Here is a 26,809-nt window from a genome sequence, read left to right as displayed (position 1 = left end):
TGCCATAACCGGCAGGGGCAGCCGGTTATTCCGTCGCCGCACGTAATGTCCGGCTGCCCTTTGCACGGAGCAGCTCGATGGCTGCGGCGGGATCCTTCGCACCGTAGACCGCGGAGCCGGCCACGAAGACGTTGGCGCCGGCCTCGGCGGCGCGGGCGATGGTGTTCTCAGAAATGCCGCCGTCCACCTGGATGGCCACTCCCAGTCCCGAACCGTCCACCGCTTCCCGGGCCTTGCGGATTTTGGGCAGCGTGATATCCAGGAAAGCCTGGCCGCCGAAGCCCGGCTCCACGGTCATGATCAGCAGCATGTCCAGTTCCGGCAGCATGTCCAGGTACGGTTCAACCGCCGTGGCGGGCCGCAAGGCCATCCCGGCCTTGGCTCCCCTGCTGCGCAGTTCCCGTGCGAGCTTGATGGGGGCGATCGAGGCCTCGGCGTGGAAGGTGACCGACGCGAGCCCGGCGTCGGCAAAACCAGGTGCCCAGCGGTCGGCATCGGCAATCATCAGGTGCGCATCCAGCGGAACGGGGCTGACTGCCTGGATCCGCTGCACGACGGGCAGCCCGAGGGTGAGGTTGGGGACGAAGTGGTTGTCCATCACGTCCACGTGCACGGCGTCGGCATTGCTGATCCGCTGGAGTTCGGCCTCAAGGTTGACGAAGTCGGCGGAGAGGATGCTCGGGTTGATGCAGCATTGCGCCACGGATGTGCCTTTCGCTGAAGGTGCTTTGTGTGTTCGGAAGAAGTTCCCGCCGGGGCAGGAACTTCCCGGTCAGGATTTCTTTTTGATAAGGGCCAGGAACATGGCGTCGGTGTGGTGGACATGGGGCCAAAGCTGGGCCGTCAGCTCGTGTCCGGCGCCGAGGTTGCCGGTCAGGCTGACGGCGTCCAGGGCGGCGCCGGCGTCAAGGAGCTCAAGGTCGTCGCGTTTGCGGATGGCGTCAGCCACGACGGCGGTGGTTTCGGCCGGATGCGGCGAGCAGGTCACATACGCCACTACTCCCCCGGGACGCACCGCTGCCAGCGCGGAGGCCAGCAGCTCGCGCTGCAGCGGGCCGAGGTCTGCGATGTCCTTGGGTGAGCGCCGCCACCGGGACTCCGGACGGCGGCGCAGCGCACCCAGGCCCGTGCACGGCACGTCCACGAGGACGCGGTCGAAACCGCCGGGCTGCTCCGTTCCGACATCGCGGCCGTCTCCGGTGCGGACCTGCCAGCTGTCGTGCGGTACGGCGGCCAGGGCCTGGCCCACGAGCTTTGCCCGGTGCGGCGCCGGTTCGTTCGCCAGGAGCGTGGCGCCGCGCTGGTGGGCCAGGGCGCCCAGCAGTGCCGCTTTCCCGCCTGGCCCCGCGCACAGGTCGAGCCACGCCTCCGGGGAAGCATCCGCCGCGGCGGTTGGCACGGCAGCGGCCTCCGCCGCCGTGCCGAGGTCGACGCCGGCAAGCGCCCTGGCCACCAATTGGGAACCGACGTCCTGCACGCGGGTGGTGCCGGCGCGGACAGAGGACAGGCGGCCCAGGTCCCCGCCGCTGGACAGCGCGGATCCCTCCACCAGCTCGCCGGGGGTGGCACCGGTTTCCAGGGCTTCCTCCAGGCTCCCGAGCCCGGGCAGCGCCACCAGGTTGACCACGGGTGCGGCGTTGTCAGCTTCCAGCAGCGTGTTGATCTCTGCAGCCGGGCGGCCGTGCGCCACCAGCGATTGCCGCATGGCCCGGACAATCCACTCCGGATGGGCGTACCGCAGCGAAGCGACCTTCGTTTCGTCGGTTTCGCCCGCCACCAGCAAGTCCAACCATTCATCAAGGGTGCGGGCCGTGACCTTGCGCAGGACTGCATTGATCAATGCCGAGGGGCCTGCACCGATGACAGCGCGGGCAAGCCCAACGGTCTGGTCCAATGCCGCATGGGCCGGGACCCTCATGGCCAGCAGCTGGTGGACGCCGATCCGGAGGGCATCCAGGACGGCCGGATCAAGCTGGTCGAGCGGCCTGTCCACGCACCGGGCCAGGATGGCGTCGTAGGTGCCTTGGCTGCGCAGGGCACCGTAGCTCAATTCGGTGGCGAAGCCGGCGTCCCGTTTGTCCAGGTGGTGATGCCGGATCCGTGCGGGAAGCACCAGGTTGGCGTAGGCATCTTCCTGTGCGACGGCGCGCAGCACCTCGAAAGCCACCAGCCGGGCGGGGTCGGCGCGTCGGGTCCGCTGCGACGGCGCCTGCCCGGTGAAGCTCCGTTGCGGTCCACGGTTGCGTTCCCGTCCCTTGGCGTTCCGCCGGCTGGCATCGCCGGGACCGCCGTTGCCTCGTCCGCCGCCGGCGGACCCACTGCTGCCGCCCTGGCCGTTTCGCCCGGCGTTGCCCCGCCCTCCGGACCTGCCCTGGCCGCCCGGGTTTGCTCCGGAACCGCTCATTCGAACACCACGCCCTCCACTGAAGCCATACCGCGCGCCCAGTCGGCGGCAGCCATCATTTTCTTGCCGGCGGGCTGGATCCGGGTGAGTTCCACCGCGTGCGACCCCGTTCCCACCATGACGCTTTTTCCTTGGACGGACACCGACCCCGGCGCAAGGCCGGCAATATCCGGCCGGAGCCGGACGGGCTCAAGCTTGATCCGCTGGCCATTCAGCGTGGTCCAGGCTCCTGGCTCCGGGGTGACGCCACGGGCCTGCCTGCTGATGGCAAGCGCCGGATGGCCCCAGATGAGGCGGCCGTCGTCCAAGGTCAGCTTCGGTGCGAGGGTGACATCGCCCGTCTGGGGCTGCGGCACGGCTTGTCCGGCGTCGATGGCCGACAATGTCTGCGCGAGCAGGACCGCTCCGCTGTGTGAAAGCCGCTCGAGCAGGTCGCCCGCGGTGTCATTGGCGCCCACGGGCTCGGTCAGGGTGCCGAAGACGGGACCGGTATCGAGTCCTTCTTCAAGCCGGAAGGTGACGGCACCGGTGAGGTCGTCACCGGCCATCACGGCCCGCTGCACCGGCGCCGCGCCGCGCCAGGCCGGCAGCAGCGAGAAGTGCAGGTTGACCCAGCCGTGGCGGGGCACGGCCAAAGCGGCCGGCGGGACCAGGCCGCCATACGCGACGATGGCTGCCACGTCCGGCGCGGCAGCCGAGATACGTGCGGTGGTGTCGGCGTCGACCTTGGCCGCATGGATGATATCGATGCCGAGCTCGGATGCCCGCCGGGCAACCGGGGAGGGCGTCAGCACGCGCTTGCGGCCCAGCGGCGCATCGGGGCGGGTCAGGACCGCGACGACCTCAAAACCGGCGTTGACCAGGGCGTCGAGCGAGGGAACGGCGACGGCCGGAGTACCGGCGAAGAGGACCCTCATTCGACGGTGCCAAAGCTGCCTGGGGCACCAAGACTTGTGCCGCCGAAGCTGGACCCGACGCTCTTGGCGCGCTTGGCCGTGGTGCGTTCGGCGACGGCGTCGTAATTGGCGTTGCGGATGGAGCGCAGCGCTGCCTTCCGGTCGTCGCCCTCGAGCCGGTCGGTGTAGAGGATGCCGTCCAGGTGGTCGTTTTCATGCTGGAAGCACCGCGCCAGCATGCCCTCGGCGTCGACCGTCACCGGGGTGCCGTGCATGTCGACGCCGGATACCCGGGTGGCGCGGAAGCGGCGGACCGGGAAGCCGAGCCCCGGGATGGACAGGCAACCCTCCACATGGTCCGGCTGGTAATCCTCGCTGTTCTCCAACACCGGGTTGATGATGTGGCCCTCCACGCCGTCGATGCGGTAGGTGAAAACACGCTTGCTGACGCCGACCTGCGGCGCGGCCAGGCCGGCACCTTCCACGTCCTCCATGGTTTCGGTCATGTCGGCGACCAGTTTGGCAAGCTCGGGTCCGAATTCCGTCACGGGATCGGCCACTGTGCGGAGCACGGGATCGCCGATGATGCGGATATTCAGGATAGCCATGCGCAGTTATTCCTCACGGTTGGCGGCAAAGGGAACCTGTCCAGTTTAGGCGCAGTCCCCCGCGGCGCGGCTCCGTCCTAGGCGGTGCGGGCCTGTGCCAGCGGCGGCGGGGCGATGGGCAGCAGCGCCGTGCCGGCGCTGAGGGTGTCCGCGGACAGTTCCCACACCCGACGCAAGGCACAGAACTTCCACCAGTGATGCTTGAGGACTTCGGGATTGGCGCGCACTGGACGCACCTCGGTTTCACCGATGGCGACAGCCAGCAGGACCGGGTTGTCGCCGTATTTCCAGGGCTCCCAGGTTCCGGCCTCCCCATCCACCAGGCTTTCCTCCGCCTTCATGCCGGCGACCAGCTGCATGACCACTTTGTCATCGAGCGGTTTGACCAGTCCGTCGCGGGTGGTGCCCTTGGTCTTGTAGTCGATCAGGCAGACGCGTCCGTTAATCCGGGCCACAAGGTCAAGGGTGCCTGCATAGCCCACGGTGTTGTTCCAGACCGTGATCTCCGGGGCGATAGGTTCCACCCGGAAGAGCTCCCACCACTCGTCAAAGCGGACCGCGAAGGCTTCTTCGCCGTTGGCGGCCAGGGCCTCGCGGGCTTCCTTCATGGTGTGCGGGCGCCCCAGCGCGCGGAGCGCCACCTGCTCGCAGTAGTTGTGGACCCGGTCCCCCCGCCTGGCGGCGTCGTCCCGATAGGTTTCGGCAGCCTTCGCCGCACGGTTGATGGCCTGCTTGATTTTCGCCGGGCTCCCCAGGCAATCTGCGAGCAGGGGGTCGTTGGCCAAGCTGCTCGCACCCATGTATCCGAACCAGCCGTCGAGGCCGTGCGGCTGCTGGCTGATGACGGTGGTGATGGACGGCACGGAGAACTGTTCAGACGTGGACCGTGCGTACATCCGGCCGTATTCAGTGGCGTGGGCAAGAAGCGGATCAGTCATACAAAAGACTCTTTCACAGGGGGCCGACAAAATCTCCGGACGCTGGATCCGAACACAAAAAAGGTCCGTTTCCGCTGCGTATGAGCGGAAACGGACCTCTGCGGTGGGCGATACTGGGTTCGAACCAGTGACCTCTTCGGTGTGAACGAAGCGCGCTACCACTGCGCCAATCGCCCCGATGCATTTGAATGCTAGCCGACCATCCGGCCATTTCAAAAATCGACTCCTGGAAGCAGCAACCATGCACGGGGTTCGGGGTGGGGGTCTGGACTGCCTCCCGCCCGCCTAAGGACGTCCCGGTCGAAGAAGCGGGCGGCCCGCGGAACCCGTTCGCGGCAAACGGACCGTATTCGCTGCAAACGGATCAGCCCGGGCAGCCGCTCCCGCCCGCTCCGGCCGTTGCGAATTACACGCTTGTAAGTTGCAAAATCCGCGTCATGACGCGGAAGTGGGGCCGCATGACCATCACCGGCCGGGGGCAATTTGGAGAATCCCGGAACCTCCTATATTGTTTTTACTCGTTGGAACGCGAGGAAATGCCGGAAACGGCAAGGAATCAAGCCTCCAAAATGCGGACGTAGCTCAGCTGGTAGAGCACCACCTTGCCAAGGTGGATGTCGCGAGTTCGAATCTCGTCGTCCGCTCGCAGGACACTGTCACAGCTAACATTCTTTGGAATTGAAGCTAACACGGTGGGTTGGCCGAGAGGCGAGGCAGCGGCCTGCAAAGCCGTATACACGGGTTCGAATCCCGTACCCACCTCGGTGAAAACCATGGTTTCCGGGATACCGGAGGCAATGGGCGATTGGCGCAGCGGTAGCGCGCTTCCCTGACACGGAAGAGGTCACTGGTTCGATCCCAGTATCGCCCACTCGGCAAGGAAACTTGCCGGCAGTACCACCGGATTATCCGGGACAACCTGCAAAATGCGGACGTAGCTCAGCTGGTAGAGCACCACCTTGCCAAGGTGGATGTCGCGAGTTCGAATCTCGTCGTCCGCTCTCTTATATCCCATACCGGTCTTCCGGTTCCGGGCGATTGGCGCAGCGGTAGCGCGCTTCCCTGACACGGAAGAGGTCACTGGTTCGATCCCAGTATCGCCCACACAAAGGCAGCAGCTCTCCGGAGCTGCTTTTTTGTTGTCCCGGCATATGCTGCGGGCGAACGCGATTTCCTTGGCATGCCTTCGCGCCGCGGCTAGGATCGATTGCGCGAGGAGCGACCTGGCTCCGCGATCGAAGGGAGGTGCTCGTGGGTTTACTTGACGATCTAAAGGGCAAGGCTCAGGGTCTGATCCGAGGCAACGAGCAGACCATCAAGGACGGCATCACCAAGGCCGGCGATTTCGTCGACACCAAGACCGGCGGCAAGTACGCAGGCCACGTCGACAAAATCCAGGATGGCGCTTCCAAGCTCGTTGACAAGAACGGAACTCCGGGCCAGGCACCTGCCGCCGGGCAGGTTCCCCCGGTTGCTCCTGAAAATCCGGTTCCGCCGGCTGACAGGACGCCGTAGAAGGATTTGGCCAGGGGCCCTTGCCCCGGCACGTCAAGGAGGTGCAGGTCCCGCCGGGAGGCGGCACCTGCACCTTTGTCGTTTAAGGCGGGCCCCCGCTGCGACCGTCCACCGAGCACCCAATTGCCGGTTCGCCAAGCCACGCCGGTAGCCTGCCGGTATGCCAAAGTCCGCAGCATTTCCCAAAACAGCCCCCAGCGGGCGGTCCCGGCCGGATTCCCGGCCGGTGGTCGCCGGAATCGTCACGGCGCTGGTGGGCTTCACGTCGTCATTTGCTGTGGTCCTCGCCGGACTGAGGGCGGTGGGTGCCGATCCTGCCCAGGCTGCCTCCGGTTTACTGGCGGTCACGCTCGCCGTGGGAGTTGGTGTGCTGCTGCTTGCCTGGCGCTCCAGGGTTCCGGTGACGCTGGCGTGGTCAACGCCGGGCGCCGCGTTGCTGGCAGCTTCGGGAACGCCCGACGGCGGCTGGCCGGCCGCCGTGGGGGCCTTCCTCGTGGCGGGGGTACTGCTGGCACTGACCGGCCTGGTGCCTGCGCTCGGCAGGCTGATGGCAGCCATCCCGCCCACGCTTGCGCAGGCGATGCTGGCAGGGGTCCTGCTTCAATTGTGCCTGGCGCCCTTCAAGGCCCTGGGCACGGTTCCCCTGTTTGTGGCCCCCGTGATCCTGTGTTGGCTGGTGCTGATGAAGTTCGCTCCCCGGTGGGCCGTGCCGGGCGCCCTGCTGGTGGCATTGCTGGTGATCGGGATCCAGCTGGCGGCCGGCGGGACCGCCCTCGGCGCCGAAACCCTCATGCCCTCGCTGGTGTGGACTCCTCCCGCTTTCACCCTGCAGGCGCTGGCGGGCATCGCGGTCCCGCTGTTCGTGGTGACCATGGCATCGCAGAACGTCCCCGGGGTGGCAGTCCTGCGGTCGTTCGGATACGAGACCCCGTGGCGGCCGGCCATGCTGGTGACGGGTGCGGGGACCGCCCTGGGGGCACCGTTCGGCGGCCATGCCATCAACCTTGCAGCGCTCAGCGCGGCTCTTGCCGCCGGCGAGGAGGCGGGCGCGGACCGGAGCAGGCGGTGGATCGCCGGTTTCGTGTCCGGCCCCGCGTACCTGGTGTTGGCTGCGTCGTCCGCTGCCCTGGTGGCCGTGGTGGGTGCGGCACCGGCGGGGATGCTGGAAGCAGTCGCCGGGCTTGCCCTGCTGGGCACCCTCGCTTCGGCGGTGTCGGCCGCGTTGGCCGACCCGGAAGACCGGATTGCTCCCGCAGTCACCTTCCTGATGGCGGCGTCGGGCCTGGCTTTCGCCGGAATCGGGTCCGCGTTCTGGGCGCTCCTTGCCGGCCTGGCGGTGCGGTCGCTGCTGGTTCCTCGGCGGCGGCCCGCCCCGGAACGGGCCGCGAACTAGGAAGGTTCGTGGTTCTGGCCCTCACGGGCCAGCGCGGTGAGGCGGGACACGGCACGGAAGTACTTCTTCATGTATCCGCCGGTCATCATTTCCTCGGTGAACAGCTTGTCGAACGGCACACCGCTGGCAAGGATGGGAACGTCCTTGTCGTAGAGCCGGTCCGCCAGGACGACGAACCGGAGCGCCACGGCCTGCTCGCTGATGGTTTCCACGTTGCGCCACACCACGCCGTCGATGCCGTCGATGAGTTGCCGGTAGCGGCTGGGGTGCACGCCCGCCAGGTGGTGGATCAGGGTGGCGAACTCGTCCTGGGCCACCGTCTTGCCGTCGAATTCGGCCTTCATGTGCGTGTTCAGTTCGCTGTTCTTCAGCGGGGCGGGAGCGGCGGGAAGGCCACGGTGCCGGAAGTCCTCACCGTCGATGCGGATGACGTCGAACTGGTCCGCGAGCACCTGGATCTCGCGCTGGAAATCCACCGCGGCGAAGCGGCCGTCGCCCAGGGATCCGGGGAGGGTGTTGGACGTGGCAGCGAGCTTGACGCCGGCGTCGGCCAGCTCCCGCATGAGCCGGGACATCAGGACGGTGTCGCCCGGATCGTCGAGTTCGAATTCGTCGATGCACACCAGCTTGTAGCTGCTCAGCGCCTCGACCGTCTTGCGGAAGGACAAGGCGCCCACCAGGTTGGTGTACTCCACGAACGTGCCGAACGCCTTGGGCCCGGGCGCTGCGTGCCAGAGCGATGCCAGCAGGTGGGTCTTGCCCACGCCGAATCCGCCGTCGAGGTAGATGCCTGCCCTGGATTCGTCTTTCTTGCCGAACAGCTTCTTGAACAGCCCGCCTCCGTTGCCCGATCCCACGCCGCCGGCAAATTCCTCGAGGGCGCGCACTGCGGCAGCCTGGCTTGGCTGTTTGGGGTCCGGGCGGTAGCTCGAAAAGGAAACCTCCCCGAACCGCGGCGAGGGGTAGAAGCCCTTGAGGAGTTCGTCCACCGAAACTGCCGGAGTACGGGCGGCAAGCTGTTCGATCTGTACCAAGGTGGTCCGTTCTGCTCGTGGTTGGTCCCCAGAAAGGATACCGGCAACCGGGGGCGTACCCGGGGTTGGCTGGATCCCCGCCACGGCCGCGTGACCAAGCCAACATTTCGCCCTGTTAACGGAATACGGACAACGCCGGGGGTGCTGGCTAGGGTGGGAACAGGTTCCATTGCCGGTCCCACGGTCCTCCGTGCCCTTAGTGAAAGGCCAACGCCATGCCCTACCCGGTTGAACAGAATGAGAAGTTCGCAGCCTACGTCCACCCCGAGCGGCTCGTTTCCACGGAATGGCTGGCCGCCGCCATCGAAGGTGGCGCTGTGGCCAACGGCGAGCTCATCGTGGTCGAATCCGACGAAGACGTCCTCCTGTACGAAACCGGGCATATCCCCGGTGCCGTCAAGATCGACTGGCACACGGACCTGAACGACGACGTCTCGCGCGATTATGTCAACGGCGCCGCTTTCGCCGAACTCGCGGCGTCGAAGGGCATCTCCCGGGACAGCACCGTGGTGATCTACGGCGACAAGTCCAACTGGTGGGCCGCGTACGCCCTGTGGGTGTTCACGCTGTTCGGCCACCAGGATGTCCGGCTGCTCGACGGCGGCCGGGACAAGTGGATTGCCGAGGGCCGCGAACTGACCAGGGACAGGCCCTCCCCCGCATCCGGCAGCTACCCGGTGGTTGAGCGCGAGGATGCGCCCATCCGCGCGTTCAAGGACGACGTCCTGGCCCACTTGGGCAAGCCCCTTATCGATGTCCGCTCTCCCGAGGAATACACTGGCCAGCGGACGCACATGCCGGCCTACCCGGAAGAGGGCGCCCTGCGCGGCGGCCACATCCCCACCGCCGCATCCATCCCGTGGGCCCGTGCGGCCGCGGAAGACGGGACATTCCGCAGCCGCGAAGAACTCGAAGCCATCTACCTTGGCGAGTCCGGGCTGACGGAGGGTGACGACGTCGTGGCGTACTGCCGGATCGGTGAGCGGTCCAGCCACACCTGGTTCGTCCTGAAATACCTCCTGGGCTTCGAGACCGTCCGCAACTACGACGGCTCATGGACGGAGTGGGGCAACGCCGTCCGCGTGCCGATCGTCAAGGGCACCGAGCGCGGTTCCATTCCGGTCGGCGTCGGGGCCTGACCCCCTGCGTGTCCGCGTAGACTTGGAACGATGACTACTCAAGCCTTGCCCACCGCCCTGGCGGCGATCGTGGACGATTTCCAGGCCCTGTCCGAACCCGAGCGGCTCCAGCTGTTGCTGGAGTTCTCGGAGGGGTTGCCGGAACTTCCAGACCGACTCAAGGACCACCCTGAACTCCTTGAGCAGGTGGTGGAGTGCCAGTCACCGCTGTTCCTCACCATCGAAACGGAGAAGAACGACGACGGCCCGGCCGGTGTGGTGCACCTGTACTTCAAGGCCCCGGCCGAGGCTCCCACCACGCGGGGCTTCGCCGGCGTGCTGCACGAGGGCCTGGATGGCTTGTCCGCCGGGGAAATCTTGTCCGTCCCGGATGACATGCCGGAACTGCTGGGCCTCACCCGGGCCATCACTCCGCTCCGCATGCGGGGCATGACGGCAATGCTGGGGCGGATCAAGCGCAAGGTGGCCGCTGCTTCACGCGTCCACGGTTGACCTCGCCCCACCGATGGCGCGCAAGAATACTTTCCAGGGAACTCCGGCCACGGCGGCATTGACCGCGGCCGGGGTTCCCTTTGTGCTGCACCCGTACAACCATGATCCCGCCGCCGGCAGCTACGGCGCAGAGGCAGCCGCTGCCTTGGGTGTCGATCCGTCCAGGGTCTTCAAGACCCTGATGGTGGACGTCGAGGGGAGGCTTGCCGTGGGCATCGTGCCGGTCAGCGGGAGCCTTGACCTCAAGGCCATGGCCGCGGTGCTTGGTGCGAAGAAAGCGTCCATGGCTGATCCCGCTGCCGCCCAGCGGCGCACCGGTTACGTCCTGGGCGGCATCTCACCCCTCGGCCAGCGCCTGCCCTCCCCCGCGGTCCTGGATTCCAGCGCGTTGGCACTGGAGACCCTGCTGGTCTCCGGCGGCAGGCGCGGACTGGACATCGAACTGGCGACCGCGGACCTTATCAGGCTCACGGACGCCGTGGCGGCTCCCATCAGCTCTGTCACCGCCGGACATCCCGCCCCTTAGCCGGGCGGGCGTTGCCCGACCGCCGCTACTCAATCACATAGCGCTGCATCATGTCGTTGTCCTCATGCTCCAGAATGTGGCAGTGCCAGACGTATTCGCCCTTGAATGATGAGCCAATGGCCAGTGGAGCCCCGCCTGCCGCCGCTGCACCAAACGGCACCCGGATCCTGGTGACCTCGCCTGGGAACGCCACCACGGTGTCCTTCCACCCCTGCTCGTTGTCGGCCGGTCCTTTGGGACGGCCGATCAGGAAGGGCTTGACGGGGATTGCGCTTCCCCGGCCCGGCGTGACGAGGCCGGTCGCCGGATCTACATAGCCGGTCTCGCCGAGGTACGCCTGGACATCGAACTTCTGCCGGTCGCGCACCTGGAACTGGCTGAAGTGCAGATGGATGGGATGGGCGTCCTCCGTGGTGTTTATCAGTTCCCATTGTTCGAGGGTGTCGCTCTTCACAACAGTAACGTCCGGGCTGTCGAACATCCTGTTGTTCAGCAGCGCCATCACAGGCACGTCGTCCGCGTTGGCCACTTCCACCAGCGCCATCTGCCGGGTGGCGACGGTGTGCACCGACCTGAGGTCGGTGATGGGGGTAGCCCTCAAACGCGCGGGCAGCGGCACCGCGAAGCCGGCCAGGGATGTCACAGTGAACTGCATGATCTGCGGGAGGGGCAGGCCGCCGCGTACAACGGCGGCAGGCCCGTCCGGATACGGTGCGCGGGCACTGTTGCGCAGAATCACGCGGGAGCCGGCCGGGAGCCCGGCAAAATCCACGACAAGATCTGCCCGTTCACCAGGGCCAATCACCAGTCGGTTCAGCCGCACAGGTGCGTTGAGGAGGCCGCCGTCGGACCCGATCTGATGGAAGGCAAGTGCGGAACCCGCGGCATCAAACTTGAGATCGTAAAACCGGGCATTGGAGCCATTGAAGACGCGCAAGCGGTATTTGCCCCTGGCGACATCGAGGTTGGGCCGACATTTGCCGTTGACCGTGGCGACGTCGCCGAAGAACTCCGGCGCCCAGGGGCGCGGGCCGCCGTCGGGTCCGTTGAGGTCCGGGTTCGGCGGGTAGGCGAACGAGCCATCCGGTGTGAACATCCGGTCCTGGATGATCAACGGAACTTCGAAAGGTGGCGGCGGCAGGTGCGTGCCATCCCCCGTGTCTATTCCTGAGCCTCCAGGCCCGGGCGTATCCCGAAGCAAATACGCGCCGGCCAGCCCCGCGTAGACGCTAAGGCGGGTCATGCCCAGTGCATGGTCGTGGTACCAAAGCCCGGCAGCATCTTGGTTGTTCCCATAGCGGTAGGTATACGATTCGCCCGGTCCAAACGCCTGATCCGGGCCGCCGTCGGACTGCGGGCTGGTGTTGCCGCCATGAAGGTGGACGGCCATCCGGGGCCGCTTCGCATCGTCTCTGCCTGCTGGAAGCAGCTCGCTGTCAATGGCGAAGGCAAGGGGATGCAATATAGCCCCATTGTGGACGGTCAGCTCGAACGGAGTTCCTCTCCGAGCCACGATGACGGGGCCAAGGTAGGTCCGGGATGACCCGGCCTCCTGGTACGCCAAGGTGTTCGTCAGGCCCATTTGTTCCTGGAACCTGTGCCGGGCGTTGCGGATCCACAACGAGGTGCTCCCGCCGGCCTGCATATCCAAAACACCAAGATCGTCCAAAGTGGGGAGTTGCTCGGCAAACATGGCCTGCTGCCCGGACGCAGGTCCGCGCGTCGCGGCTGCCGGCGAGCCGGGCGAGGCCAGCAGCCCTGTGCCGGCCACCGCGCCGGCCTGCAAAAGTTGTCGTCTTGTAATACGCATTTGGGGGCCCATTTCTTCGCAGCGGTATCCCCCTGGGCAGCAGGATAGACCCGTGCGTTGGTCCGTCATAGGGTCCCCACTCCCCCGTCCCCTGAAAGGGGGGAGACTACCCGGAAATCCCTCCGGTCCGTCCCGCGCTGCGGCCGGTGAAGTGATCCATGGTCCGGTTGACGCCCAGCACGTCCATGAGCCGGTCGAAGGCACCGACCGGAAGGATCCGCAGCACGGGCAGCAGGTTGACGACGGGTGGCAGGAACAGTTTGCGGCGGCCGGCCTCGATGGCGTCAAGGACACTGGTTGCCACCTGCTCTTCGCGGAGGATGGGCAGGAGCAACGGCCACCGGGTCCGGACGCCGTCGAACATCCCGGTATCAATGTAATAGGGGCAGACCACAAGGGTGTTAACCCCCGCCTGCGCGGCCCGGAGCTCGGCGCGGAGGGACTCGTCGAAGCCGAAGGCGGCGAACTTGCTGGCGGAGTAGTCCGTCTGCCGGGCGACGCCCACCAGTGCGGCAGCGCTGGCCACGGTCACCACGGTTCCGCGGCGCCGACTTACCATGCCGCCGAGGAACGCGCGCGTTACCCAGTACAGGGACAGCACGTTGACCTGCATGGTCCGTTCGATGTCCTGGTCGGTTGCCTCCAGGAGCTTCCTGCCGCTGACCACGCCGGCGTTGTTGACCACTATGTCGACGGGCCCTGCCAGTTCTGCGGCAGCCTTGACGGCCTGGCTGTCAGTGACATCCACGGCCTGTGCTTCGGCGGAGCCGCCGGCGGCGCGGATTTCGTCACGGACTGCTGCACCGCGTTCCGCGTCCACATCCCAGACCACCACCCGGCTCCCGCGTCCGGCGGCACCCAGCGCGACGCGCCGGCCCAGCCCGCGTCCGCCGCCCGTGACCAGCAGCGTTGCACCGGAAAGCCGGGTTCCTTTAGCCATGTCAGTCCTCCTGGGATTACGGCGCCACGGACGCTGTCCTAGCGGCCTCGGGGAAGTCGGGCCATCAGGGTGATGGCCCGTTTCATGATGCGGGCGTATGCCTTGTTCGACATGCCCGCGGCCGGTGCCACCCGCAGCAGCCGCTGCACCGCAATGGTCTGCGGCTCGGTGTACTTCAGCATGCCTTCCCGGCCGTGGCGGCGCCCGGCCCCGGAATCCTTCATGCCACCGATCGGTGCGTCATGGGAAGCCCAGGTGGCGGCATATCCTTCGTTGACGTTGACCGTGCCCGTCATCAGCCGGCGGCCAACCTCTTCGCCGCGGCGGGCAGACCACACGCTGGCGTTCAGCCCGAAGTCGGAGTCGTTGGCCAGGGCGACTGCTTCGTCGTCGTCCGCTGCCCGGTAGATGGCAACCACCGGCCCGAACGTCTCTTCCCGGGCCATGAGCATGCCGGCGGTCACGCCTGCCAGGACGGTGGGTTCATAAAAGAGCGGTCCCAGGTCAGGCCGCCGCCGGCCGCCGGCGAGAAGTTCTGCGCCGTTTGCGAGCGCGTCCTGGACATGGCGGTCCACCCGCTCGACCTGCGCCTGGCTGATGAGGGAGCCCATGCCGATGTCCCAGTCGGGTCCCGGTCCCAGGCGGATGTCCTTCACCCTGGCGGTAAAGGCGGCCACGAAGTGGTCGTAGACTGCCGCGTGCACATAGATCCGTTCAATGCTGACGCACAGTTGGCCGGAGTTGGAGAAGCAAGCGTGCACCGCACCCCCTGCGGCCCTGCCAACGTCTGCGTCCGCCAGCACGAGCATGGGATTCTTGCCGCCAAGTTCGGCGGAGAAGCCAATGAGCCGGGCGCTGCACTGCCGGGCGACGGTCTTGCCGGTTTCCGATGATCCGGTAAACATCAGGAAATCGACGTGCCGAATCAGGGCGGGGCCGATCTCCGTGCCGGGCCCCGTCACCACCTGGAACAGGGTTGTTGGAAGCCCGGCCTCCCGGAGCAGCCTGACCATCAGGAGGGCCGTGAACGGGGTCTGCGAATCCGGTTTCAGGACGACGCCGTTTCCGGCCAGCAGTGCAGGAATCGCATCCGAGACCGCAAGCGTCAAGGGATAGTTCCACGGGCTGATGACGCCCACCACGCCCTTGGGCAGCAAGTATTCGGTGGTGCGGGTCAGAACCGGGAATGCTCCCTTCCGGCGGCGCGGCCGGAGGTACCTCTCCGCGTTGCGTTCGTAGTAGTCCGCCGTCATCACGACGTCTGCGAACTCTTCGAACGCACTCAGCCGCGATTTCCCGCTCTCGGCCTGGACCAGGTCCAGGACGTCCCGTTCCCGGTCCAGCAGGAGTTCCCGGAACCGCCGGATGACTGCCCGGCGTTCGGCGACCGTCCTGCCTGCCCAGGCACGCTGTGCCTCGCGGGCAGCGCCGACGGCGGTTTCGACGTCGGGCGTGCTGCACACCGGCACGTCCCCCACCGGCGAGCCGTCGAACGGTGCATGCGTGGGGTGCCGCAGGCGGCCCGGCGCCGCTGACACCAACCCCTGGAGTCCGGCAGCAAGGTCCCGGCCTCGGGCAGTCAGGGTGGCGACGCCGCCCGGCGCGTCCATGTCAGGCCCCGGCCGGGGTGGCCCGGCCAAGCGCCCCCGGATTGAGCCGGGGGGCGAGCTGTTGCCGCAGCCACGCTTTGACCAGGCGTTCCCAGCGCTCCGGGTCAACGTTCCATTCCTTGGTGTGCCGCGCGTGGTTGAACGTCTCGAACGTCACCATTTCGGGGTTGCGCTCGGCCAGCATGGCGGACGGTCCGTAGGGCACGTACTCGTCGTCCACGCTGTGGATGACCAGCGTGGGGGTCCGCAGCTCGACAGCACGGGAGACCCAGTCCATGACTTTCAGGTCGACGGGAGCCGAGAGGCCGGTGAGCCGGCGTCCCAGCGGGTGGCCCAGCATCAGCTGCCCGTACCGGCCCACCAGCGAGGGGATCCGGTTCAGCTGGGCGTGGTGGGCAAGTACCGTCACCCAGTCGATGACGGGCGCATCGAGCACCATGGCCCGGATCAGGTGCCGGTGGCGGGACAGGTCTGCAGTCTGCAGGCAGATGGCGCCGCCCATGGACCAGCCGAACAGAACCACTTCCTCGGCGCCGTTAGCCAGGGCGTACCCGATGGCGGCTTCGATGTCCTGCCATTCGGTTGAGCCCAGGCCGTAGCGCCCGTCATCGGCCGACGGCGCAAGGCCGTCGTTCCGGTAGGACACCAACAGGCTGGTCAGGCCCAGTTCCAGTGCCGGGCCCACCGCTCGCAGGGCTTCCTGCCGGGTGGCACCGCGGCCGTGGACCATGATGGCCCACGTCCGGGCGGCCCCCTTGGCACGCACCAGCCAGGCGGGCGCCTCGCCGCGTTCCACGGGGATGAGCACATCCTCGAACGGAATGCCGGCCGCGGCCGGGTCAGGATAGGTGGCGCCGCTCCACCATCCCCAACGGGCCGTTGACAGGTCCCCGCTGTAGACGGCTTCCACCTCGCGCAGGACTGTCCGCTCCGCCGGAAAATAGGACACGATGCGGCCGATCCGGGCGTGGCCCTTGCCGCCGTCGAAGAAGAAGCCGTACACACCGTCAACGGTGGTGTCGTCGTTGGCTGCCAGGATCACCTGCTGTTTGTGGCCGTCACGGATAACGGCGAGGACTTCCTTGTCCGCCGCTCGCTGCCGCGCCGGGGTGATCACGCGGCGCGCGAAGTACACGGCCAGGGCAGAAGAGCCGGTTCCGAGCAGGCCGGCCAGTGAACCGCCGGCAATGGCACCGCCCACTGCCCACTTCGCTCCCGGCGACATCCCGCCGGAATCCCGGGTGGGTGCAGTCATTGCAGGGCGCGCTCGCCGGAAAGGTGCCATGGCTCTATTCTTACCGGCGTTGAGGCAGATACCCGCATTCCTAGGCGGCTGCGGCATGCCCTGCGGCAATCCGCCGGTGTTCGCGGGGCGCAGTGCAGGCGTGCGCGGGCCGGACTAGGCTATGGCCATGAGTGATCCAATCGTCATCCTGACAGAAGAACCCCTGGGCGCGGACGACCGCCTGAACATCGAACAGCTCGTGGACGGGTCCGACAGCAGCCTGGTGGTCCTGGTGCCGGCCAATACAGAGCGGCACCTGCTGGTGGACTTCCTGGAGAACCTTTCCATGCTGGACGTGGCCAAGGCGTTCCGGGAGCTTGCCGGCGGCACTCCGGATGACGCCACCGAGCGGGCGCATGCTGATGAGACACTCGCCGCCTCCCTCGCAGCACTGGCGGGACTGGGCTCCGGAGTCACCGGCCAGGTGGTGGCCGGCAAGGCCGTGGACAGCCTCGTCTCAAAAGTCAAGGAAACCGGTGCCTCGCAAGCGGTGGTGATCACGCGTCCGCACGCCGTGGCAGATACATTCCACACCGACTGGGCCAACAAAGCCCAGGACCAGCTGGGCGTTCCCGTACTCCACCTGTACGCGGGTTCGGGATTTATCGGGGACTCCTGAGCGTTGGTATTGCCATGAGCATCTTTGGAAACAGTATTTTTGGTCATAAGGCAACAGGCATGGTGGACGTCGATGGGCAAGCGGACAGCAAGGAAAGCGCTGCAACGGAATCTCCCGTGCAGAAGAGCGATGCCCAGTGGCGGGAAGAACTGACGCCGGAGGAGTACCGGGTCCTTCGCAAGGCCGGAACGGAACGCCCCTACACCGGCGAATACTGGGACACGCATACGGCTGGGGTCTACCAGTGCCGCGCCTGCGGGACTGAACTGTTCACCAGCAATGAGAAGTTCGATTCCCACTGCGGCTGGCCCTCCTTCTGGGCCCCCCTGGCCGAGGAAACCGTGAGGTACATCCACGACCGGACCCTGGGCATGGACCGTGTGGAGGTCCGCTGCGCCGCCTGCGATTCGCATCTGGGACACGTGTTCGAGGGCGAGGGCTACGGCACTCCCACCGACCAGCGGTATTGCATCAATTCCGTGTCCCTGCGGCTCGTGGAGCAGGACAGCCCTGAAGACGCGCCGTCCGGGAAGTGAAGCTCGGGATCACCTGACGCCGGTGCCGATCAACCAGTCCCATGCGGGCCTCGGGGATCTTGGAAGCACCTGTAGACCAACAGTTTCTTACGCTCAGCGCCGCTGGGCATAAGTCATTCTGGTTGCTTGTTACGCTCGCCAAAGAAGCAAGCAACCAGAAAGGCAGCCGACGATGACACAGGCCCTGACCACCGCCGTGGCGGGAATTTCCGCCCGGAACGAAGACTGGCTCCGGCTCAAGGGCGCCGCAACTGCCCTGCAGGCCCTCCAGGCCCAGGACGGCTCGGTTCCCGAGGCCGGAAACCATCCCGAGGCGTCCAGGCACGTGTCCGCCATTATCGACGCCGTCCAGGCCTTGGCTCCCGCGTTCCCCCACGACGCTGCCTACCTGGACGCCCTTCGCCAGGACTTCTCCGCGTGGGCGGCCGGCGGATTCGCAGTGCCAGACTTCCTGTCCTCGCTGCTGGCGTTCCAGCCGCAGCAGCAGCGCCAGGACGGTCTCCAGCACCTGGTGGTCTTCCCCATGTACACCCAGAACGGCAGCAGCAACCGACTGGTTGAGGCAGTCCTCATCGAGGTCATCTGGCCCGAATTCATTGCCGGGCTGGAGGCCGGGGATTACTCGAACAAGCTGTTCGTCCCCATCCGTTTCCTGGACTTCACCCCCGGCTACGACACCAACTCTGCCGTGCTCTTTCCCGAAACCGTGGCGGTCAGCCAAACTCCCACCTTCACGTGGGGAGCCATCTTCGCAGACCGCGAAGCAGCGAGGTTCCGCCGCGTCCTCAAGGCCGCTGCGGACATCACGTCGCTGGAATTGCCGGCAGGCGCCGCCGAACTGCTGGCCGACCAGGACCTGACCGAAGCCACCTTCGTCATGTGGGACCTGATCCACGACAGGACGCACATGCGCGGCGACCTGCCCTTCGATCCGTTCATGATCAAGCAGCGGATGCCCTACTTCCTGTACTCCCTCGAAGAACTCCGCTGCGACCTCACCGCCTTCCGCGAATCGGTCCGGATCGAAAAGGACGACGACGCCGACCCGCAGGCCCGGCGCCACGCGAAGCTGGTGCAGTACGCCATCATCTTCGACCGGATCTTCCGCTTCGCCATCACCGGCAGCCGGGTCCGGAACTACGACGGCCTGGGCGGCCAACTCCTCTTCGCCTGGCTCCACCAGCAGCATGTGCTGCACTGGACGGACACCCGCCTGACCATCGACTGGGACGAGGTCGCAGACGCCGTAATCGCCCTGGGCGATAGCATCGACGAACTCTACTGGCGCTCGATCGACCGCCCCAAGACAGCACACTGGCTGGCCGCGTACCAATTGGTGTCGGCTACCGTCACCCCCAACCCGGCCTCTGTCTGGGCCAAGGGCCCTGACGCCCTGCCGCTGGCTGGAACCCCGCGCGGACTGACGGACCAGGTGCTGGACGACGAGTTCCCGCTGTCCATGTTCTACGAGGCATTGGAGAAGAAGATGCGTCCGGTCATCGAATCGACCGCCGGAATCACCGGCCGGTCGGCACTGTGAGCCAGTTGCCGGACGGCCAGGCACTGACCGTCCTGGTCGCCGGCGGCAGCGGCGCCTCCGGAATTGCCGTTGCCCGGGCCCTGGCCGCCGCCGGGCACCGGGTGGCCACGGTGGGCTCGGATGCAGCCCGCATCAAGGCGGCCGCAGAGGAGGCGGGCGACGGCGTCACACCGTTCGCGTGCGACCTCGCCGCGCTGGCGGAGGTCCGCCGGCTGCGCGACGACGTTGGCGATGCTTTGGGGACGGTCGACGCGGTGATCCACCTGGTGGGCGGCTGGCGCGGCGCCACGGGCATCGCCGACCAGTCCGACGACGACTGGGAATTCCTGGAACGCGGCGCCATTACCACCCTGCGCAATGTCTCTCGCGTCTTTTTCGACGACATTGCCGCCTCCGCGCACGGCCGCTTCGCCATGGTGTCCTCCACCTCACTCGATAGGCCCACCGCAGCTCTGGCCAGCTACGTGGCCGCGAAGGCCGCCGCCGAAGCCTGGACCATGGCCGTGGCGGACGGCTTCCGAAAGGCTTCGATGGACGGCGGCGGACAGGCAGCCGCTGTAGTCCTGGCAGTGAAAGCCCTGGTGGATGACGGACTGCGCCGCAAGCATCCGGAACGGTCCTTCGCCGGGGCGACGGACGTGGCCGACCTGGCGGCCGCCGTCGTGCGGCTGTTCAACACCCCCGCCGCCGAACTGAACGGTGCCCGGCTCCGGCTGGCGGACTGACCGCCGCGACTGTCCCTACACTGAAAGCGTGAGCAATCCAATGACGACAACAGCAGAAACACGCGCCCCGCAGAGGCTTCACGACCCCGGCGTGCGCGGGTTTGCCTCCGACAACTATTCAGGGGTCCACCCCGAGATCCTGGCAGCCCTGGCCGCCGCCAACGAGGGGCACCAGGTCTCCTACGGCGAAGACGATTACACCGCGCGGCTGCACGAACTGATGGTCGACCACTTTGGCCCGGGCATCGAATGCTTTCCGGTCTTCAACGGCACCGGCGCCAATGTCGTGTCGCTCCAGTCGCTGCTCCCCCGCTGGGGCGCCGTGGTGTGCGCCTCCACCGCCCACATCAACATGGACGAAAACGGCGCACCGGAACGCATCGGCGGCCTGAAGCTGCTCCACGTCCCCACTCCCGACGGCAAGCTGACGCCGGAACTCATCGACCGGGAGGCCTGGGGCTGGGGTGACGAGCACCGCGCCCAGCCACTGGCGGTCTCCATCACCCAGACCACGGAACTGGGCACCTGCTACACCCCCGAGGAAGTGCGGGCCATCGCCGACCATGCGCACGCGAAGGGCATGAAACTGCACATGGACGGGGCACGGCTGGCCAATGCGGCCGCCCACCTGGGCGTCCCGCTGCGGGCCTTCACCAGTGATGCGGGCGTTGACATCCTCTCCTTCGGCGGCACCAAGAACGGGCTGCTCTACGGGGAGGTGGTGGTGGCCCTGAACCCGGAGGCGGCGCACGGCCTGGTATACCTGCGCAAAATGGACATGCAGCTTGCCTCGAAGATGCGCTTCCTGTCCGCCCAGTTCATCGCCTTGCTCGAAGGCGACCTGTGGCTGCGCTCGGCCTCGCACGCCAACGCCATGGCAAGCCGGCTCCGCGCCGCCGTCGACACCATCGACGGCGTCCGGCCCACCCAGCAGACGGAGTCGAACGGCGTATTTGCCGTCCTTCCTCCCGGCGTGGCCGACCGGCTCCGCGGCTCCTTCCGTTTCTACGACTGGGACGAGGCCGCCGGCGAAGTCCGGTGGATGTGCTCCTTCGACACCACAGAGGAGGACGTCGACGCCTTCGCCGCCGCGATCCGCCACGAACTCCGGGACTACCGGGATGGCCGGACCGGGTGACCAGCCCGCGACGGCGAGCCTTCCCGCCGTACCGCCTCCGGCCCCGTAATCTGCCAAGGTGAACGCACTTGACCAGGTTCCCCCGGCTTTCCTCCACGCCTTGGGAACCCTCAGGAAGGCACAGTGCCGCAAGGAACTGCGCCTCGCCGAGATCCCGGCACCCGCACGCCTGGCACCCTTCGCCGTCGCGCTGGGCGCCGAAGTCATGGCACCCGGCGCCGGTACCCCCGCTACTCCCGTGCACGGTCCAGCGGCCATGGCCTTCGCCGCAGCCCCGGTTACGGGGGACGATGACGAAACGGAACTCGCCACGGGGCGTTTCATCCTGCTCCACGACCCCGACGGCTCGGCCGTCTGGGACGGCGAGTTCCGGATCGTCACCTACATCCGTGCTGAACTGGAACCGGACATGGGCAACGACCAGATGCTGGGAACCGTGGCCTGGACCTGGCTGGTGGAAGCGCTCGAAAACCACAAGGCGCCCTACCGGGCGGCCGGCGGCACCGCCACCCGTGTCCTTTCCGAAAGCTTCGGCACCCTGGCCGGCCGCCCGGGCTCCATCGACATCGAGCTCAGGGCCTCCTGGACACCGGATTCCTCCGACGTCCAGGCGCACCTGGAGGCGTGGTCGGACATGGTGTGCACCTTCGCCGGCCTGCCGCCACTCCCGGACGGCGTGACCGCCCTCCCGCACCGGCGCCGAAGCTGACCGGGCTTTGACGGACCTGCCCGGTAAACTGGGGAAACCATGACCCCAAACATTCCGGAAAACACCACAGCCGGCGTCCCGGCTGCTGCTGCCGCACCCCAGATCACCGTGGAGGGCTTCGACAGCCCCATCCCCGAAATCATCGACCTTGACTCGCCCCGCGACGGCGTTCCCCTTGTCATCGAAACGCAGTCCGGCCTGGAGCGCTGCGCCGCCGCCATCGCCGCCGGCACCGGACCGGCGGGTGTGGACGCAGAGCGCGCCTCCGGATTCCGCTACGGCCAGCGGGCTTTCCTGGTCCAGATCCGCCGCGAAGGCGCCGGGACCTGGCTCATCGATCCCGAACCCTTCGGGAACCTGGACATCATCAATGACGCCCTGCGAGGTGTCGAGTGGATCCTGCATGCCGCCAGCCAGGACCTGCCCTGCCTTTCCGAGCTCGGCATGTGGCCGGACAAGCTCTTCGACACCGAGCTTGCCGCGCGCCTGGCGGGGCTGCCCCGGGTTGGCCTTGCCGCCGTCATCGAGCAGTTGCTGGGGTTCGGGCTCGCCAAGGAGCACTCCGCTGCCGACTGGTCCACCCGCCCGCTTCCGGAACCCTGGCTGCGTTACGCCGCCCTCGACGTCGAGGTCCTCACGGAGCTGCGCGAGGAACTCATCGAACTGCTGCAGGCTGACGGGAAGCTGGAGTACGCGGAGCAGGAATTCGCCGCCATCCTGGCGGCCGGCATCGCACCGCCGCGGGTGGATCCGTGGCGGAAGACCTCAGGCCTGCACCAGATCCGGGACCGCCGGCAGCTCGCCGCCGTCCGGGAGCTGTGGCTTGAACGCGACTCCTTGGCACAAAAGCGCGACGTCGCACCGGGCCGGCTCATTCCGGACTCCGCCCTGGTGGCGGCAGCTAAGGCCATGCCCGCCACGGTGCCCCAGTTGCTGGGAACCAAGGGCTTCCATGGCCGGGCGGCGCAGCGCGAGGCCCCGCGCTGGCTTCGGTGCATTGCCGCCGCACGGGACCTTGAGGACCTGCCGCCCCTGCACCTGGCCACCAATGCCCCGCCACCGCCACGGGTCTGGGCAGACCGGGACCCGGAGGCCGCCGCCCGCCTTGCCACTGCCCGGCCGCTGCTCCAGGAGAAGGCCGAGGAGTTGAAGCTGCCGCTGGAGAACCTGCTGACGCCGGACTTCCTGCGGCGCGTCGCCTGGCGACCGCCTGCCGAGGTCACGGAGGAATCCATTTCCGCCGAACTGCGGGCGCTCGGTGCCCGCGAGTGGCAGGTGGATCTGGCGGCACCGCTGATCGCCGAGGCTTTCCTGAACCCGCAGCCGCTGCCGCCCAGGGAGCCCAAACCCGCTGCCGCCGCGGGCGGCCAGTAACCAGGGCCTCCGGCCCTTGCGGCCTAAGTTACTCGCGAGTAACATCGGTGGAACCGACGCCTTGCTGCTGCCGTCCTCCGGCATGCACCCGGCGCTACGTCTCGATGAGGAGTTACACGTGAGCCAGCACGGAAGCGGCGCATCCCCGCGCACTGTCCGCGACGTCGTCTTTGTGGACGGCATCCGCACACCCTTCGGCAGGGCCGGCGAGAAAGGAATCTACGCCGGGACCCGGGCCGACGACCTGATCGTCAAATGCATCCGCGGCCTGCTGCGCCGCAACCCGTCCCTTCCGGCGGAGCGGATCGACGAGGTAGCCGTCGCCGCCACCACCCAGACCGGGGACCAGGGGCTCACCCTCGGCAGGACCGCCGCGCTCCTGGCGGGACTTCCGCGGACAGTACCGGGTTTTGCCATCGACCGGATGTGCGCAGGCGCCATGACCGCCGTGACCACCACGGCAGGCAGCATCGGTTTCGGCGCCTACGACGTGGTGATCGCCGGCGGAGTTGAGCACATGGGCCACCACCCCATGGGCTCCGGCGCAGACCCCAACCCGCGGTTCATGTCCGAGCGCCTGGTGGACCCGGCAGCCCTGAACATGGGCAACACCGCCGAAAACCTGCACGACCGCTTCCCGGCGATCACCAAGCAGCGTACCGACGCCTACGCGGTGGCCTCCCAGGACAAGCTCGCTGCTGCCTACCAGGAAGGCCGGATCCAGCCGGACCTGGTTCCGGTGGCCGCCAGGAAGCCGGGCCAGGGCTGGACCGTCCACAGCAAGGATGAACCACCCCGCCCCGGCACCACGATGGCGGACCTCGAAGGGCTCCGCACACCCTTCCGCGCGCATGGCAGGGTCACCGCCGGAAATGCCGCCGGACTGAACGACGGTGCCACGGCTGCTGTCCTGGCGTCCTCCGATGCCGCCGCCGAACTGGGGCTGCCCGTGAAGATGCGTCTGGTCAGCTACGCGTACGCCGGCGTAGAACCCGAGGTCATGGGCATCGGGCCGGTACCGGCCACCGAAAAAGCCCTCAGGAATGCCGGTCTGACCATCGACGACATCGGCCTGTTCGAGATCAATGAGGCCTTCGCCGTGCAGGTCCTAAGCTTCCTGGACCATTACGGCATCGCCGACGACGACCCCCGGGTCAACCGCTACGGCGGGGCGATCGCCGTGGGCCACCCGCTGGCATCCTCAGGAGTCCGGCTGATGATCCAGCTGGCCCGCCAGTTCGAGGAAGACCCCTCGGTTCGCTACGGCATCACCACCATGTGCGTGGGCCTGGGAATGGGTGGCACCGTGATCTGGGAGAACCCGCACCACCCCGACTACAGTGGAACCCCCTCCGGGCAGACCGCCGCCACCACCGTTTCCGAAGGAGCCCCCGCATGAGCGCCGCAGATTACCGCAAGTTGGCGGACCTTTTCCCCAACGAAACCGTGACCCACTCCTACGTTCAGGACATCGTCCTGCCGGGCACAGACGGCAAGCCAGGACCTGGCACGTTCGCCCTCGTCACCCTCGACAACGACCTCGACCACACCAAGCCCACCACCCTGGGCCCCAACACGCTGGTGGAGCTCGGCACGACGCTGGAAGGCCTGCGCGAACGTGCAGCCCGCGGCGAGATCGTCGGCGTCGGCGTCACCGGAAAACCGCACTACCTGGTGGCCGGCGCGGACCTCTCCGCAGTGAAATCGCTGGAACAGCGTGAGCACGGCCTGTGGATGGCACAGCTGGGCCACGACGTCTACGCGACCCTGGCCAACCTCGGCGTCCCCAGCTTTGCCTTCATCAACGGGGCAGCGCTGGGCGGTGGCCTGGAAATCGCCCTGCAATCCACCTACCGCACCGTGTCCACCGGCGCCGGCGCCCTGGCACTGCCGGAGGCATTCCTTGGCCTCGTGCCCGGGTGGGGCGGCGTCTACATCCTCCCCCGCCTGGTGGGCCCGGAGAACGCCGTCAAGGTCATGATCGAAAACCCGCTCAGCAACAACCGGACCCTGTCCGGCCCGCAGGCGTACGCGCTGGGCATCGCCGACGCCGTCTTCGAGCCAGCGGATTTCCTGGAACAGTCGCTGGCATGGGCCGCGGAAGTCATCTCCGGCAACGTCATACCGGAACGCGCCAACGCCGTCGACCCTTCCGCCACCGGGGTGGAAGCCCGCTGGCAAGCCGCAGTGGCGGCGGGCCGGAAGTTCGTGGAGGCCAAGACGTCGGGCGCGTCGCCGGCGCCGGGAAAGGTCCTTGACCTCCTCGAGGCCAACCGCACCATGACCGCAGCAGAATCCGCCGCGGTTGAGTGCGAGACCCTGGCCGAGCTGATGCAGACCGACGAGTTCCGCAGCACCGTGTACGCGTTCCTGGACCTGGTGCAGAAGCGCGCCAAGCGCCCGGCCGGGGCACCCGACCGCAAACTGGCCCGCCCGGTCACCAAGGTGGGGGTGGTGGGCGCCGGACTCATGGCCGGCCAGCTGGCGCTGCTCTTCGCACGCCAGCTCAAGGTGCCCGTTGTGCTGACGGATATCGACCAGGCCCGCGTGGACAAGGGCGTTGCCTACGTCCATGCCGAAGTGGATAAGCTGCTGGGCAAGAAACGCCTCAGCCAGGAAGCCGCCAACCGCACCAAGGCGCTGGTGACCGGATCGGTGTCCAAGGATGCCTTCGCGGATGCGGACTTCGTGATCGAGGCGGTCTTCGAAGAACTCGGCGTCAAGAAGCAGGTGTTCAAGGAGGTCGAGGCGATCGTCTCGCCGGAATGCATCCTGGCCACCAACACGTCCTCGCTGTCCGTGACGGCGATGGCAGAGGACCTGGAGCACCCGGAGCGCCTGGTGGGGTTCCACTTCTTCAACCCCGTGGCCGTGATGCCGCTGCTGGAGGTTGTCCGCGCCCCGCGGACAGACGACGCCGTGCTGGCCACTGCTTTCGAACTGGCGAAGGCCTTGAAGAAGAGCGCCGTGCTGGTCAAGGATGCGGCCGCGTTCGTGGTCAACCGCATCCTCCTGCGGCTGATGGGAGAGGTCACCGCGGTATTCGATGAGGGAACCCCTGCGGAGGTGGCCGACAACGCGCTGCGGCCCATGGGGCTTCCCATGACGCCGTTCACGCTCCTGGCCATGGTGGGCCTCCCTGTGGCGCAGCACGTCCAGGAGTCACTGAACGCAGCATTTGGCAACCGCTTCCCGGTCTCCGGCAACCTGGCTGCGCTGATCGACAACAACGTGAAGGCGCTCTGGGAAACTGCCCCTGACGGTACCCGGGCTATCCCCGCCTCCACCCTTGAAATGCTGTCCTTTGGCTCCAGCCCCTCCACCGGGGAGCAGGTGCTGCGGCGCGTCCAGGATGCACTGGCCGAGGAGATCGGCCTGATGTTGGACGAGGGCGTCGTGGCAGGCCCGGAAGACGTGGACCTGTGCTTGATCCTTGGCGCCGGCTGGCCACTGTTCCTCGGTGGCATCACGCCATACCTGGACCGGGTGGGAGCGTCGGAGCGCGTGAACGGACAGCGTTTCCTGGCCCCCGGCGTGGCGTCCCGCCCGGCCTAGGCCCTCCCGTCCAACCTGGCCGC

At 67.3% G+C, this 26,809-nt stretch carries 24 protein-coding genes and 6 tRNA genes; 19 read left to right on the top strand and 11 right to left on the bottom strand.

Annotated elements, in window-relative coordinates; translation table 11 throughout:
* Positions 1-25: 25 nt before the first annotated feature.
* The 6 genes from rpe to ACFVVC_RS03560 form a co-directional block, all read right to left on the bottom strand.
* Positions 26-703: a ribulose-phosphate 3-epimerase gene (gene rpe, locus ACFVVC_RS03585; RefSeq protein ID WP_387449297.1), complete on the bottom strand. Its 678-nt coding sequence runs from the start codon at positions 701-703 to the stop codon at positions 26-28.
* 69 nt (positions 704-772) lie between these two features.
* Positions 773-2,404 (bottom strand): RsmB/NOP family class I SAM-dependent RNA methyltransferase, encoded by a 1,632-nt coding sequence (locus ACFVVC_RS03580; RefSeq protein ID WP_387449293.1) that lies wholly within the window; start codon positions 2,402-2,404, stop codon positions 773-775.
* Positions 2,401-3,321, bottom strand: coding sequence for a methionyl-tRNA formyltransferase (gene fmt, locus ACFVVC_RS03575; RefSeq protein WP_387449289.1), 921 nt, complete (start codon positions 3,319-3,321; stop codon positions 2,401-2,403). The genes ACFVVC_RS03580 and fmt overlap by 4 nt, the downstream gene beginning before the upstream one ends.
* Positions 3,318-3,908 (bottom strand): peptide deformylase, encoded by a 591-nt coding sequence (gene def / locus ACFVVC_RS03570; protein WP_387449286.1) that lies wholly within the window; start codon positions 3,906-3,908, stop codon positions 3,318-3,320. Before def ends, fmt begins: the two co-directional genes overlap by 4 nt.
* Positions 3,909-3,985: 77 nt before the next feature.
* Complete coding sequence (locus ACFVVC_RS03565) at positions 3,986-4,846, bottom strand: cytochrome (RefSeq protein ID WP_387449283.1); 861 nt, start codon at positions 4,844-4,846, stop codon at positions 3,986-3,988.
* A 104-nt stretch (positions 4,847-4,950) separates the two neighbouring features.
* Positions 4,951-5,022: transfer RNA gene (locus ACFVVC_RS03560), tRNA-Val, on the bottom strand.
* Positions 5,023-5,417: 395 nt separating this feature from the next.
* Here ACFVVC_RS03560 and ACFVVC_RS03555 point away from each other — a divergent pair.
* From ACFVVC_RS03555 to ACFVVC_RS03525, 7 genes are all read left to right on the top strand, one after another.
* Positions 5,418-5,490: transfer RNA gene (locus ACFVVC_RS03555), tRNA-Gly, on the top strand.
* Positions 5,491-5,537: 47 nt separating this feature from the next.
* Positions 5,538-5,608: transfer RNA gene (locus tag ACFVVC_RS03550), tRNA-Cys, on the top strand.
* A 37-nt stretch (positions 5,609-5,645) separates the two neighbouring features.
* A tRNA-Val gene (locus ACFVVC_RS03545) sits at positions 5,646-5,717 on the top strand.
* 57 nt (positions 5,718-5,774) lie between these two features.
* Positions 5,775-5,847: transfer RNA gene (locus tag ACFVVC_RS03540), tRNA-Gly, on the top strand.
* Positions 5,848-5,878: 31 nt separating this feature from the next.
* Positions 5,879-5,950 (top strand) — tRNA-Val (locus tag ACFVVC_RS03535).
* A 147-nt stretch (positions 5,951-6,097) separates the two neighbouring features.
* Positions 6,098-6,361: an antitoxin gene (locus ACFVVC_RS03530; protein ID WP_387449280.1), complete on the top strand. Its 264-nt coding sequence runs from the start codon at positions 6,098-6,100 to the stop codon at positions 6,359-6,361.
* Between the two features lie 160 nt (positions 6,362-6,521).
* Positions 6,522-7,754, top strand: coding sequence for a benzoate/H(+) symporter BenE family transporter (locus ACFVVC_RS03525; protein WP_387449278.1), 1,233 nt, complete (start codon positions 6,522-6,524; stop codon positions 7,752-7,754).
* Here the strand turns inward: ACFVVC_RS03525 and zapE are convergent.
* Positions 7,751-8,788 carry a cell division protein ZapE gene (gene zapE / locus ACFVVC_RS03520; RefSeq protein ID WP_387449276.1) on the bottom strand — a complete coding sequence of 346 codons (1,038 nt, stop codon included), beginning with the start codon at positions 8,786-8,788 and terminating at the stop codon, positions 7,751-7,753. The two genes, ACFVVC_RS03525 and zapE, sit on opposite strands and share 4 nt — an antisense overlap.
* Positions 8,789-9,003: 215 nt before the next feature.
* Here zapE and ACFVVC_RS03515 point away from each other — a divergent pair, with 215 nt between their 5' ends.
* From ACFVVC_RS03515 to ybaK, 3 genes are read left to right on the top strand one after another with little or no spacing between them, the layout of a single operon-like run.
* A complete protein-coding gene (locus ACFVVC_RS03515) occupies positions 9,004-9,927 on the top strand; it encodes a sulfurtransferase (protein ID WP_387449273.1) in 924 nt (307 codons plus the stop codon).
* A 30-nt stretch (positions 9,928-9,957) separates the two neighbouring features.
* The gene (locus tag ACFVVC_RS03510) at positions 9,958-10,419 is read left to right on the top strand and encodes a SufE family protein (protein ID WP_387449270.1); all 462 of its coding nucleotides are present in this window, start codon (positions 9,958-9,960) and stop codon (positions 10,417-10,419) included.
* Positions 10,420-10,432: 13 nt separating this feature from the next.
* Positions 10,433-10,945, top strand: a complete 513-nt coding sequence (ybaK, locus tag ACFVVC_RS03505; RefSeq protein WP_387449267.1) for a Cys-tRNA(Pro) deacylase — start codon at positions 10,433-10,435, stop codon at positions 10,943-10,945.
* Positions 10,946-10,970: 25 nt separating this feature from the next.
* Here the strand turns inward: ybaK and ACFVVC_RS03500 are convergent, their stop codons facing one another.
* The 4 genes from ACFVVC_RS03500 to ACFVVC_RS03485 form a co-directional block, all read right to left on the bottom strand.
* Positions 10,971-12,755, bottom strand: a complete 1,785-nt coding sequence (locus ACFVVC_RS03500) for a multicopper oxidase family protein (RefSeq protein WP_387449264.1) — start codon at positions 12,753-12,755, stop codon at positions 10,971-10,973.
* A gap of 106 nt (positions 12,756-12,861) precedes the next feature.
* Positions 12,862-13,695 (bottom strand): SDR family oxidoreductase, encoded by an 834-nt coding sequence (locus ACFVVC_RS03495; protein ID WP_387449261.1) that lies wholly within the window; start codon positions 13,693-13,695, stop codon positions 12,862-12,864.
* Positions 13,696-13,733: 38 nt separating this feature from the next.
* Positions 13,734-15,305 carry a succinic semialdehyde dehydrogenase gene (locus tag ACFVVC_RS03490; RefSeq protein WP_387449259.1) on the bottom strand — a complete coding sequence of 524 codons (1,572 nt, stop codon included), beginning with the start codon at positions 15,303-15,305 and terminating at the stop codon, positions 13,734-13,736.
* Between the two features lies 1 nt (position 15,306).
* On the bottom strand, positions 15,307-16,560 hold the full coding sequence (locus ACFVVC_RS03485) for an alpha/beta hydrolase family protein (protein ID WP_387449257.1): 1,254 nt from the start codon (positions 16,558-16,560) through the stop codon (positions 15,307-15,309).
* Positions 16,561-16,717: 157 nt separating this feature from the next.
* On the opposite strand from ACFVVC_RS03485, the gene ACFVVC_RS03480 reads away from it, so the two are divergent.
* The 9 genes from ACFVVC_RS03480 (at position 16,718) to ACFVVC_RS03440 (ending at position 26,786) form a co-directional block, all read left to right on the top strand.
* Positions 16,718-17,209 carry a hypothetical protein gene (locus ACFVVC_RS03480; protein ID WP_387449254.1) on the top strand — a complete coding sequence of 164 codons (492 nt, stop codon included), beginning with the start codon at positions 16,718-16,720 and terminating at the stop codon, positions 17,207-17,209.
* A 59-nt stretch (positions 17,210-17,268) separates the two neighbouring features.
* Positions 17,269-17,745: a peptide-methionine (R)-S-oxide reductase MsrB gene (gene msrB, locus ACFVVC_RS03475; RefSeq protein WP_387449840.1), complete on the top strand. Its 477-nt coding sequence runs from the start codon at positions 17,269-17,271 to the stop codon at positions 17,743-17,745.
* A gap of 172 nt (positions 17,746-17,917) precedes the next feature.
* The gene (locus ACFVVC_RS03470; RefSeq protein ID WP_387449251.1) at positions 17,918-19,285 is read left to right on the top strand and encodes a DUF6421 family protein; all 1,368 of its coding nucleotides are present in this window, start codon (positions 17,918-17,920) and stop codon (positions 19,283-19,285) included.
* Complete coding sequence (locus tag ACFVVC_RS03465) at positions 19,282-20,010, top strand: SDR family NAD(P)-dependent oxidoreductase (protein ID WP_387449248.1); 729 nt, start codon at positions 19,282-19,284, stop codon at positions 20,008-20,010. The genes ACFVVC_RS03470 and ACFVVC_RS03465 overlap by 4 nt, the downstream gene beginning before the upstream one ends.
* Positions 20,011-20,050: 40 nt before the next feature.
* Complete coding sequence (locus ACFVVC_RS03460; protein WP_387449838.1) at positions 20,051-21,148, top strand: threonine aldolase family protein; 1,098 nt, start codon at positions 20,051-20,053, stop codon at positions 21,146-21,148.
* A gap of 58 nt (positions 21,149-21,206) precedes the next feature.
* Positions 21,207-21,857: a DUF3000 domain-containing protein gene (locus ACFVVC_RS03455; RefSeq protein ID WP_387449245.1), complete on the top strand. Its 651-nt coding sequence runs from the start codon at positions 21,207-21,209 to the stop codon at positions 21,855-21,857.
* Positions 21,858-21,896: 39 nt separating this feature from the next.
* A complete protein-coding gene (locus ACFVVC_RS03450) occupies positions 21,897-23,231 on the top strand; it encodes an HRDC domain-containing protein (RefSeq protein ID WP_387449242.1) in 1,335 nt (444 codons plus the stop codon).
* A gap of 118 nt (positions 23,232-23,349) precedes the next feature.
* Entirely contained in the window at positions 23,350-24,630 is a 1,281-nt protein-coding gene (locus tag ACFVVC_RS03445) for a thiolase family protein (protein ID WP_387449239.1), read from the top strand.
* A complete protein-coding gene (locus ACFVVC_RS03440) occupies positions 24,627-26,786 on the top strand; it encodes a 3-hydroxyacyl-CoA dehydrogenase NAD-binding domain-containing protein (protein ID WP_387449236.1) in 2,160 nt (719 codons plus the stop codon). Before ACFVVC_RS03445 ends, ACFVVC_RS03440 begins: the two co-directional genes overlap by 4 nt.
* Positions 26,787-26,809: the final 23 nt, after the last annotated feature.

The organism is Pseudarthrobacter sp. NPDC058196, from assembly GCF_042882685.1.
GTDB lineage: Bacteria > Actinomycetota > Actinomycetes > Actinomycetales > Micrococcaceae > Arthrobacter.
Note: the sequence above shows the minus strand (reverse complement) of the source record. Positions and strands in the feature narration are given on the sequence as shown.